Genomic DNA, 11,096 nt, shown 5'->3' with positions numbered 1-11,096 from the left:
GTAAGCCATACCGCCGCATCTGTTGCTCCCCCCCCCCTGAAAACCGGGAAAACAATCAGCACAGGCAGCCAGAAAGTACAACTCTCAGGGCCTAACTGACGACACGCCGTAAGATATTTGCAAATTTATTAATAAAATTTTCAGGACATTGTCCAGTGAAATAGGCGTAAAGGTGCGTGGTATTCAATTATAATCCGTAAAAAAATAATAACTTTCTTATTCGGACCAATACAGTCCGAATAACCCTCCACAAAAAAGCGGATTACAAAGTTTTTCAAAAAATTGCCGTATTTTTCTGAAGCCTTCCTCAAGACTCCCGCAGCATCAGGCTTGCTTTATATGGGGGGCCTGCCTGGAACTCTGTCCTTCATCCAGAATATAATAATGAATCCCTTCAGACACCCAGTCCTCCCGGAAACCGGCACGGGCGTAAACATCCCGGCACGGCGTGTTGTCCGGCAAGTCATGAACAGACGCGGTCACTCTCACCTCACCAAGCGTCTTACGTACATGCGCAACCGCTTCAGCGACGACAAATTCCTCAACCTCCATCCCGAGCACACGGCAGCTCATGACGTACTGCACAATTTCCGTGTTCCTGAGGTACAGCACCCCGACAAGCCCGTACTCCGTGAACTTGTCCTGCACCGTAAAGGCCAGAAGCTGCCCACCCTCTTTCAGGAAGTCCGCAACCTCCTTGAACGTCCATCGCTTGCCGGAGGTATTGAACTGGTTGGTCTTGTTCGTCAGCTCCAGAGCGCGTGCAAATTCAGGCTGCGCCGTGTCAGTAATGTATTTGAACGCAACGCGGCACTCCAGAGAGGCAAGGAAATCCTCCCGGCTCATGGCTGATCGGGTTTCTTCCCGCTCAATCTGACTGCGGATCATGTCTTCCCGCCGTTCAGACTCGCTGTCAGCTGCGCAATCTGTGTCTCGGCCGACCACAACAGGACACGCCGGGTGAGATAAGGGTTTCCACCTATCACGCGGATATCGGGGAAAGCCGAAGCCACAGCAGCCCGCTCCACAGGATTATCATCAACAAAAACCACACTTTTGGGCTTTATATTGAACTCCTTGCAGATGGCCGCGATATTCTCGGCCTTGGGCTGCCAGTTGATCTTCAGAGACGCGAAATCCTCCAGAGAAACAAATTTGGGATTAACCACGTCATCCCATCTCTGCCTGACCGTCTCATAATCATTCTTTGAGCAAATCGCGACCAGAATACCACGGGCGCGCAGATAGTGAATCGCCTCCCAGATCCCAAGCGGCCAGCCATCCGTGCGGGGCCAGGGCTGCGTATCCGGGCGGTAATGCTCCGCAAGCTGCCCACGCCACAGCGTGTTATCCAGATCAAAAACAACAGCCTTAACCTGATCGACCTGCTGCACGGTACGGTAGGACGTGACAATCTGCCGATAGGCCGCGTCCAGAAACTCATCACGCTTGATCGGATAGACAGTTTCCAGCGGCGGAATCGGCTCATTCCGTGCAATAGAACCGAAATCGTCCCAATCCTGAAACGTCACGCCGCCATGGGAGTAAAAATAAACGATATCATCCAGCACATAACGCTTGCCGACAGCACTGGCTACGGAATCCACATCCAGCACATACGCGTTCTCACAGGCATCCACGCGCTGGCTCAGATAGTCATTCAACTGGTGAACAATATAGACCAGATCCCGGTTGCTCCCCTTCCCGCGCAGGCTGGAAGCACTGCTCATTTGCGGAACAATAAAGTTCGACACAAATGTCAGAAGACCATGGGACTTATTATAGACCAGCGCCGCAGAGAGCATGACATCCAGAAGATTTCTGGCATCTTCCAGCACCGTTTCCGCAAAGCCGGGTTCGTTAAAATGAAAACCCTCAATGACCCGATCACTCAGCAATGTCCTCAAGGGAATCTGGACATACTGCAGGTCATAGCTTTCCACGGGGGAGGGCGGAGTCTGGGGCAGGACACTGACAAAATTGTAGGGGATATAGTCAAACGCCGTGTCCGCATAGCGCGTCTTGAACTGCTCAAAATACAAGGCGGTCAGGCAGGACCCCACCAACAGGACACGATTGAGCTTTTTCTCAGTCACTTCCAGGTCTGACGGAAACAGAAACTCCGCAGTAGACATGCCATGACGGTCTTCTTCGAACATTTTGACTTTGATTCCTGCTACGCTTGAATACCTGATCCATAATTCCGCAGTGCCTCGCGCCACTTGGGAGGCACATCTGCGCGCCCCTCAGCCACACCGCCAAGCTGAAAATGGCCTTACACTATTTTTTCACCAGACTGCACTGGCAGAAAAAACTAAATTCCACACGCTCCCTTCCCCTGAAAATAACGACCCTGAAGTATTAACCTGAAGGGTGATTTACACAAAAACGTCCCGGCAGACCACTGCTACTCTTTATCACTTCCCGATGAACGAAAAATTACCGTTTACGTTTTGTCTATAATTTCAGAAATCTCTATTTTTCTGCGTTGTCCGGTCATAATATAAACCCCGACCAGAAGGCTATGCTCCACCCGCCCTCTATTGGCCGCTTCCCTATGCCCTGACATTCCTGTTGAAGGGAGTGCTTCTCTCATACATACCTATAGAGAGCAGGGAAACCCGGACTTCAGTTTCAACCGAGAGCAAAACCTTCGGGAGCACCTTAACCGCCAGGAGCACTCCACGACCCTTTTTACACACGATCAAACGAAGCCAGTTCACATTCCCCCTTACCGCCACCATTCGCACCCATGATTACTCTATCCGGATAAGCAACGAACTGTAAAAATTCACGCAAAAAATTTATCTTTCATTAACCAAATAAAAATGATATTCTATTAGAATCTTGATTTCTTTAGAAAAAATTACTGGTTATTTTTTAATATTTCATTTTTCCTCAAAATTTCTTTCCTAAAAAATCAAAATATTTATATTTATTACTGTTTATTATGCCTTTGTTTTTTACGCCTTAGGTCATAATTACACCCAAATTTGTCACACAATACCGGGAAGTAAGCCGTTCTCACGACTTTATTTTTACGCTATGCTGCTCGAACTTAAAAAGTTAAATCTATACAAACGGGAAATGTGATGGTCACCTTAACTGCCTGGAACAAAAAAGATATTAAGACGATTATAGATTCAGAGAAGTTTGACCTCGATTTTTACCTCGCTGAAAATCCTGATGTGAAACAGTCAGGCCTTGACCCTATTGTTCATTACGTACTGTACGGGTCACATGAGAACAGAAACCCAAACGATAATTTTAATACTGAAATTTATTACAATCTTTACAAAAATGTTATCGGCCAGGACGAAAACCCGTTTGCTCATTACCTCAGAAACAACGAAAATCTTTATTTTTTTGAAAAAGGCCTTCTTCAGGAATATGGATACGAGTCCATAACAAAATCCCTGAACCGGCTCCGCCAGTACCCCTTCTTCAATTCAGACGATTATATTCGCATGAACGCGGATATTTCAGCGGCAAAAATGTCCCCGGCCCGCCATGCCCTGCTCTACGGCATTGGCGAAGGGCGTGAAATTTTTTCCAAGCGCTCAATAGTCAGCTTTCTTGGAAAGGAATGCCAGCACGAGATCGACTACAAGGTTTCCAAAAAGGATACCAGCAAAGCACTCCCTAAAACGGTTGGTGTCTTTTACCATTCAGAAGGCAATTCCTTCATCAAGGAACTGGCGGAATGTCTGGATGAGTATCTGAGAAACAGTGGCCTGAACTCTCGTGTCCTGACAGAAGATACCCCTGAAGACGAAGCTCCGGAACTGTGTATCTTCTGCGCGCCGCACGAATTCTTCTTCCTTTCCGGCAATGAGGTCTGGAAACGGGATGAAATCATCAAACGCTCCATCATGTTCAACACGGAGCAGCCGCAAACGCTCTGGTTCACCCGTGGCATCATCTACATCATGATGTCCGCCGGGGTGATGGATCTGTGTTATCAGAACCTGAAATCATTTTCAGATGTTGGTCTGAATGTCTTCCATTTTGACCCACCGGTGAAAATTGAAGCCTGTGAACTTTCAGCAGATGATAAAAAACACCCGCTTTTCCGCGTACTTCCGCAACCAGCCCGGAAAGCCTCTTCTCCATTCACGCCCATCAATGAGCGCAGCATTGATGTCAGCTTCTTTGGCAATGCCTCCCGCAAGAGAGAAAAATTCTTCTCCCGTTCGGCTGGCTTCTTCGCTGATTATCAGAACTTCTTTTATTACCGTAAAGCTGATGGCCCGATTCCGAGCTCAGGCCTGTATGATATTCTGTCCCGCCTGCCGCGTTATGTGTCCGAGAATTCAAAAATTTCTCTCAATATCCACCGTGATGATAACTGCTTTTTTGAATGGCACCGTATTGTCAAACAGGGCATGGCCTCCGGCTCCATCATTGTTACCGAGGAATGCTTCCCGCATCCGCTTTACAAAAATGGCGAACACTATCTGACTGAAACCCCGCGCCATATGCCCAATCTGGTGGAATGGCTGATCCGCTCAGAAGAGGGACAGAAGGAAGCAGCCAGAATCCAGAAGAATATTTTTGATATTTTGCAGGACAAAGAAATCTTTTCTTCAAAAAATCTGGATCTGAAAAATTATATTTCTTCCGTATGGAGCAACCTGAAATGAGCGTCCTGAAGCCCTGGGCCCCTGCCGGGAACATCATCTTTTCTTCCAAGAAGAAGCCCAGAAAGCCAAAAGATCTGGTGACAGTTTGCGTCACAAACTTCAATTATGCTGCGGTGATCTGTGAATGTCTGGACTCCATCGCGGACCAGACCCACGAGAACATTGATCTTGTCGTAGTGGATGATCTCTCAGAGCGGGATGACTCGCTTGATGTGATCTGTGAATGGATGGAAGAGAACAAGCAGCGCTTCTACAGGGCAACCCTTATCCAGAACAAGCGTAATCAGGGTCCGTCTTTTTCCAGAAACGTGGCGTTTGAAAATGCGCTGGGTGAAGCCGTGTTCATTATGGATGCGGACAACACCATTTACCCCAAAGCGCTGGAAAAGACCTACGCAGCGCTCACTAATGGTCCTTTCCCGGCTGTTTATACCCAGATTGAAGAATTTGGTGACCGCAAGGGCATTGGTCATGCCGACATCTGGGACCCGGTCCGGATGAAGCAGAACAATTATGTGGATGTCATGGCCCTGATCCGCAAGGATGCGTGGGAACGTGTTGGCGGCTTCTGCCATATTGAAGAAGGCTGGGAAGATTATGATTTCTGGCTGAAGTTCATCGACCGTGAACTCCGCCCCGGCTACCTGCCGGAAATCCTGTGCCGCTACCGTGTTCACAACACGTCCCGCACGGCAACGGAAGCGCTTTCCGCGCATTATGACCTTGAGCTTGTAATGGAATTCCGTCACCCGTCTCCCAAGACGGGAAAATAATTTACCCTGAATGAAAATGGGGCGGCCACGACACTACACAGTGTTATGGCCACCCCAAGCTTTTCCTGAACAGGCCCTGCATCCAGAGCAGGGTTGTAGCCCTCTTCCTTCTCCTGAAACGCGCAGGAAAAGGAAGAGGGTTTTCTTTTACCAGTTCGGTGTCGGGCCTTTGACAATCTGGGCCAGATCATCCGGACGGACCCATTTACGGAACGCGGCCTGTACATCAGCCCCTGTTGCCTTGTAATAAACCTGCGCTGCGCGATCTGTATTATCCAGCGGCAGACCCAGCTCTTCCAGCGCCAGATATTGCGCGGCAATGCCGCTCAGGCTGGCCCGCCGCAGGGGCAGGCTCCGCAACAGTGATGCCTTTGCCAGAGACAGCTCCTCCTCCGTGGGCTGAGCCGCTTGCATGGCTTTCAGATCCTGCAAGGCTGCAACGCGGGCTTTTCCAACCTTATCCGGGTCTGCTCCATATTCAATACTATAGGTGCCGCGCGTACGGCTCCACTCAAAGCTGCTGCCTACAGAATACACATAGCCAGTCTTCACTCGCAGGTCCCGATACAGGCGGGAAGAGAAAAGCCCGCCCCCCAACACTTCATTCCCTAACTGCAGAAGGAAATGATCCGGGTGAGAGGGAGTCAGCCCCAAGGTTTCCGCCAGCACCACACTATCCTGCACGCTGCTTTTATCCGGCACATTGACGCGGGATGTTGTGCTGAGTGGCACAGAAGGCAAATCGACCACAGGTTTTGGTCCCTCTGCTTTCCAGCCACCAAACGCCTGTTCCACCACAGTCCGTGCTTTTTCCGGCGTGATATCCCCCGTGACAACAATAGTGGTCAGATCAGGCCGCCAGGCCGCGTGATAATAGTTCACCACATCATCACGCGAGAGGCTCATGATGGACACAGGGGTCGCTTCACGCAGTGCAGGATCTTTGGCTGGCAGGATGGCTGTCTTGATCGCCTTGCCAAACAGGAAGCCGGGAGACACCAGCGTTCCGGCCTGCGCCTGCGCAGACTGCATCCGCACAACCTGAAACGCCTTTTCCGGGAATGCGGGATGCAGTTCGTTTTCGGCCAGAAGGGCCACACCTTTTTCAAAATCAGGTGTCAGAACCTGCAAGGAAAAATCACCCCCGGCACTTTCCCACGCCGGAATATCATCCAGCGCTTTCTGGAATGCCAAACGATCATGCGTTGTGGTGCCATAGGAGAAAAGCGCTTCCACCACGCTCTCCACCCCTTCTTTGCCTGCTGGTTCCTGCATGGCGGCATTCTGGCGTATCTGCCCGGAAAGCTGGACTGTGTGGCTGACGTGAGACGGCAGCACAATCAGCTTCAGGCCATTGGGCAACATGCTGACAACAGGCTGGGGCGTTGGTTTGGGTTCTTCCAGATGAGACAGCGCTTTTTCAGCCCAGTCCGGCAGTTTTACCGGCTTGTCCGGTGTGGAGGCGAACGATTCCGCCCCGCCAAACCCTTTCCCGGCCACGGGCTTGCCCGAGCTTTCCGGCAGCAGCACAGCCGCCACCGCGTGGGCCGGGTCCAGCAGGCTTGCCGCAAGACGGTTGACGGCTTCAGGCGTCACGGCCTGATAGGCAGCCACCATATCACCGGGTGAGTCGAGATTCTGGAATGCCAGCGCCGTGGACCATTGCGCCGCCAGCCCGCTCACAGAGTTGGCGGAGAACTGGAGTTGTGCAATCTCACGTTTTTTCGCAGCCTCCACCAGTTCTGCCGGAACACCGTTCTTGCGGATGTGTTCCAGAACATCGCGCAGGTCACCCATCACCTTGGCAGAATCCCCCCCTTTGGGGAATGCCGCGAGTGCCAGACCAAAGCCTGCTGATTTTTTCGGGGCATATTCAAACCCGGCGAACAGCGCCTTTCCTTCCGGCACCAGCGCATACAGCGCACCGCGCTGACTGCCGAGTACATCGGAGAGAATATCGGCAACCGCGAAATTCTCCGCCGTACGCCCCGGCATGGGGAAGGCCAGTGTTGCAAACCCGACCGGATAATCCGTCGGAAAGCTCAGTGTTTTGGCCGGTGGTGGCACAGGGGTAATCTTGTGCCGCTCGGGCAGGGTTTTACGCGGGATCGCCCCGAAAGCCTCCCGCACCTGATCCAGCGCCGTAACCGGATTAACATCCCCTGCAATCACCAGAACAGCGTTATTGGGCGCATACCATTTTTCATAAAAAGACCGCAGGAGAGCCGCATCTGTTTTATCAAAGGAGGCGCGGGTACCCAGCGCATCATGCGCATACGGCGTTCCGGCAAACAGGATGGACTGAAGCTGTTGCAGGTAAAGATAGGCCGGGCTGGACAGATCCCGCGCAACTTCCTGCTCAATCGCTCCGCGTTCCTTGTTCCAGTCCGCCTCTGAAAGGGTCAGCCCCTTCATGCGCAATGCTTCCATTTTCAGGAGAACCGGAAGATCCTGCGCCGGAGCCGTATAGAAATACTGCGTGACATCCTCAGTCGTATCCGCGTTGTAGCTTCCACCCAGACGGGTTCCGACTGCGGCAAGCTGATCCTTGTCCAGACCCGCGCTGCCACGGAACATCATGTGTTCCAGAGCATGGGCTGTACCGGGGAAACCCTCCGGCGCTTCCGCCGAGCCCACCAGATAATTGATTTCCGTTGTCACCACCGGAGCCAGACGGTCTGGCACAATCACCACCTTCAGCCCGTTCGGCAGGGTTGCACGCACCACCTGCGCGCTGCTGAGTGCGGCGGGCACCTGCGCCGAAGGCATCTGCTGCGCCACAGCGGCTGGCGTGTACAGAACAGAGGAAAGCGCCGTGCCCCCCAGAATGGCGGCCCCCAGAACAACGGAAGAAACGCCTGAAGCCCGCACCCTTGCCAGTCTGTCAGACTGCATTTTGCGGAAAAGTGTAAAAAATGGCGAGCTCATTCTTGAATCCTTTTAAATGTATATCGTACAGGCGCAGGAACTATCCGTTCCCCAAGCCGGGAAATGAGAATTTCTTGGCCACAGCGGAAAGCTGATGCCGCCGCAGTTCCGAGCGTGCGCGGGCATCTTCCGTCATGTAATTCAACTGAATGGTGTACCGCTGGCCCACAAACTGCCGATGCCCATGCCATGTTGTCGGGCCGTTCGGGAAAATCAGCAATGTGCCATCCACCGGTGGCACTTCCTTCGCATAATCTTCGACATCATGAGGGCCGCGCAGCAGGCGGATGCACCCTTCCTGCTTCTGCCAGCTCTCTTTTTCGGCGGGGTTCAGATACAGGAGAATGGTCACCCGCTTGGCCAGGGAGTCCGTGTGAATCCGGCCATCCTTTTCCCGCGTGCGGCCACGGATGGTCAGCATGGTGGGAGCATGATCCAGGTCGAGGTTGAATTTCTCCGCAATAATCCGCCGCAGTTCCGGCCCTTCCATGGCCTGCACCACTGACTGCATCAGGGGCGAAAGCGAGAGCGCTGAGGGCGGAAAGGAGCCACCGGCCTGAATATCCGGCAGGCTGGCAAACAGCCGGGGGAGATCATCCTTGCGAATAAAATGCGGGACAACCACATGCGGGAACGGGTCGGCACAGACGGGGGCTGCGGCCAGCGCCGCATAATCCGGCTGTATGGAGGTGTCTGACATGGTCATGCGTTCCGTCCAGATATGAACACTTTGTCAGGCTGACGGTAGAAGGGAAGTGCGGCAGGAACAAGCCCTCACGCGCCCTTCATCGGCCGGTAGGCCGGTAGCAGGCATTGCGCATGGCAAACTGCCTGACTCCGGCGGGCAGCGCGTTCAGGCGGTCTGTCTGCGCGAGCATGGCCCGGCCATCGGCAGACCAGCGCGCGGGCCTCACCTTCGGGCTGCCAAAGCTTCCACTCACCTGTACGGGAATATCCAGCGCAAACCGCCCTGTTGTGGAGGCCTGAGTGCTGAATATGAGATCAAACCACTTCCTGTTCAGGTCAAAACGGGCATTGGCCGCAAGCGTGCCATCCCCCGTGCGGATACGCAGCGGGAGCGCCTGCCCCACCCCTGCGTGCGCGCTGACCACACCCAGAAAGCAGGCCACAGGCGTCATGCCCTTTGGCTTGTTGAATAGCATCCGCAGGTCAGCGGAGGCCAGCCCGATCACTTTGCGGTCCAGACTTCCTTTGGTCATGGAGACAGCGGCCTCCACATCCGCCGCGGAAACCGCGGAATTCAGCGTTTTCTGCGTGGCATCTGCCGTCATCTGCATGTCCACCTGCCCTTGGAGCGGAAGAGGTGCAAGCCCCGCGATCCTGCGCAGTTTTTCAATATCCGCCCCTGAGACAGCCACAGCCGCCGTGACATGCGCTGCCCCTTTTTCCGCCGCCTCAACCTTGCCTGAGGCCTTCATGTTCGCCCCCAGATAGTCAAAGGCCAGAGCATCCACCGCGACCACCCCCGGCATGACGGATGCGGAGAACGTGGCTCCTGAAAAACGCAGCGCATTATAAGACAGGGTTTTGGCGGACAGACGCACATCAATCAGCGGGTCCGGCGCGCGGTCCACACTCAGCGGAATATCCGCCCCGCCCGGAGCGGCTTTTTTCTGGCCGCTGAGAAATTCATTCAGGTCAAGCTGGCTGAAGGCGATATCCGCTGTCACATGGTCCGGCTTTCCGTGCGCGCCTTCCACAAGGCGCATGAGTGAGAACGTCATCGGATTATCCTTCACCGCTCCCTTGCCCTGCATCATGCTCCACACATCGCCTGCGTGCTCGAACTGACCGGACATCTGCATGCCAATCTCCGCCTGCGCGGGCATCCCGGCAATCTGCATCAGCGGGCGGGATGTCGGGCTGCTGACGGTGAACGCCCCCTTGACCCCATCGACATTGAGAGGGTCTGCCGCTGTTCCGTTGAACGTGAGGGTCATGTCACCAGACTTCGCCTCAAGAACCATCCCGTAAGGTGTTCTGGTCTGCCGCAGCACGGAAAAAGGCTGCATGGTCGCGGTCAGGGTCACGGGGCTGGTGTTGTACGCCCCCCTCGAGAGCCAGATGAACGGGCTTATCCGCGCCATCGGTCTGAAGCGTGAGCGTCTTCACCGTCGTGCGGAATTCAGACCCGTGCGCGGTGCGGTAAATCACTTCAGCTTTCTGAATAACCGCGTCCAGCACCGTGGGGTACGCACTCCGATCATCCAGCGCGGCTGACGCATGATCCGGCGAAGGGACCGGAGATGGAAGGGACGCAGTTTTGCCCCCGGCCTCGGCCTGCCCGCCAAAGCGCCAGTTTGGCAGGCGCTGCGGTGTGCGTTCCACCATGACGTAAACATCCGAGAGCGCGACATGCCGCACCAGCACCGGGCCATGCAGCAGGGAAGAAAGCTGCACCTCCGCTGAAAGATGCCCCACCCGCACCATATCCGGCCCGGTGCCGCCGGAAATATTGGCCAGGCGGGCATTGGCCAGATCCACCTTCAGCCAGCGCCCCGGCGTGACATGCAGGCTCCCCACCTGCACCACCCGCCCCACTTGCGCCGAAGCCCTGCGGGCAACAAAACCGCCCAGATCAACCTGCCCCAGAAAAAACCAGACCGCGCCACCAGATGCGGCGAGCAGGCCCGCCACCCCCGCACCGCTCCATAGTGCCCAGAACCCTATGCCGCGCCGCGCCGTCTGTGCGCCTGAGGCTGCGATTTCACCCTTGATCTGGTCTGACATT

Annotated in this window: 8 protein-coding genes; 2 read left to right on the top strand and 6 right to left on the bottom strand. The window is 54.2% G+C overall.

The window, feature by feature from the left end; all coding sequences use genetic code 11:
- Window positions 1–324: 324 nt before the first annotated feature.
- Together GOB82_RS13440 and GOB82_RS09490 are read right to left on the bottom strand one after the other, a co-directional pair.
- Complete coding sequence (locus GOB82_RS13440) at window positions 325–888, bottom strand: hypothetical protein (RefSeq protein ID WP_242007313.1); 564 nt, start codon at window positions 886–888, stop codon at window positions 325–327.
- The gene (locus tag GOB82_RS09490) at window positions 885–2,159 is read right to left on the bottom strand and encodes an HAD-IIIC family phosphatase (protein ID WP_242007312.1); all 1,275 of its coding nucleotides are present in this window, start codon (window positions 2,157–2,159) and stop codon (window positions 885–887) included. Before GOB82_RS09490 ends, GOB82_RS13440 begins: the two co-directional genes overlap by 4 nt.
- 1,335 nt (window positions 2,160–3,494) lie before the next feature.
- Between GOB82_RS09490 and GOB82_RS09485 the strand changes: the two genes are divergently transcribed.
- Window positions 3,495–4,643: a CgeB family protein gene (locus GOB82_RS09485; protein WP_242007311.1), complete on the top strand. Its 1,149-nt coding sequence runs from the start codon at window positions 3,495–3,497 to the stop codon at window positions 4,641–4,643.
- Window positions 4,640–5,416 (top strand): glycosyltransferase family 2 protein, encoded by a 777-nt coding sequence (locus GOB82_RS09480; RefSeq protein ID WP_166122458.1) that lies wholly within the window; start codon window positions 4,640–4,642, stop codon window positions 5,414–5,416. The genes GOB82_RS09485 and GOB82_RS09480 overlap by 4 nt, the downstream gene beginning before the upstream one ends.
- Before the next feature lie 147 nt (window positions 5,417–5,563).
- Here GOB82_RS09480 and GOB82_RS09475 read toward each other — a convergent pair whose 3' ends face one another.
- The 4 genes from GOB82_RS09475 to GOB82_RS09460 form a co-directional block, all read right to left on the bottom strand.
- Window positions 5,564–8,344: a M16 family metallopeptidase gene (locus GOB82_RS09475; RefSeq protein WP_377792247.1), complete on the bottom strand. Its 2,781-nt coding sequence runs from the start codon at window positions 8,342–8,344 to the stop codon at window positions 5,564–5,566.
- A 40-nt stretch (window positions 8,345–8,384) separates the two neighbouring features.
- Complete coding sequence (locus GOB82_RS09470) at window positions 8,385–9,050, bottom strand: 2OG-Fe(II) oxygenase family protein (RefSeq protein ID WP_166122456.1); 666 nt, start codon at window positions 9,048–9,050, stop codon at window positions 8,385–8,387.
- A gap of 79 nt (window positions 9,051–9,129) precedes the next feature.
- The gene (locus GOB82_RS09465) at window positions 9,130–10,377 is read right to left on the bottom strand and encodes an AsmA family protein (protein ID WP_166122454.1); all 1,248 of its coding nucleotides are present in this window, start codon (window positions 10,375–10,377) and stop codon (window positions 9,130–9,132) included.
- Window positions 10,322–11,095, bottom strand: coding sequence for an AsmA family protein (locus GOB82_RS09460; protein ID WP_166122452.1), 774 nt, complete (start codon window positions 11,093–11,095; stop codon window positions 10,322–10,324). The genes GOB82_RS09465 and GOB82_RS09460 overlap by 56 nt, the downstream gene beginning before the upstream one ends.
- Window position 11,096: the final 1 nt, after the last annotated feature.

Source organism: Acetobacter farinalis, assembly GCF_011516935.1.
Lineage (GTDB): Bacteria > Pseudomonadota > Alphaproteobacteria > Acetobacterales > Acetobacteraceae > Acetobacter > Acetobacter farinalis.
Note: the sequence above shows the minus strand (reverse complement) of the source record. Positions and strands in the feature narration are given on the sequence as shown.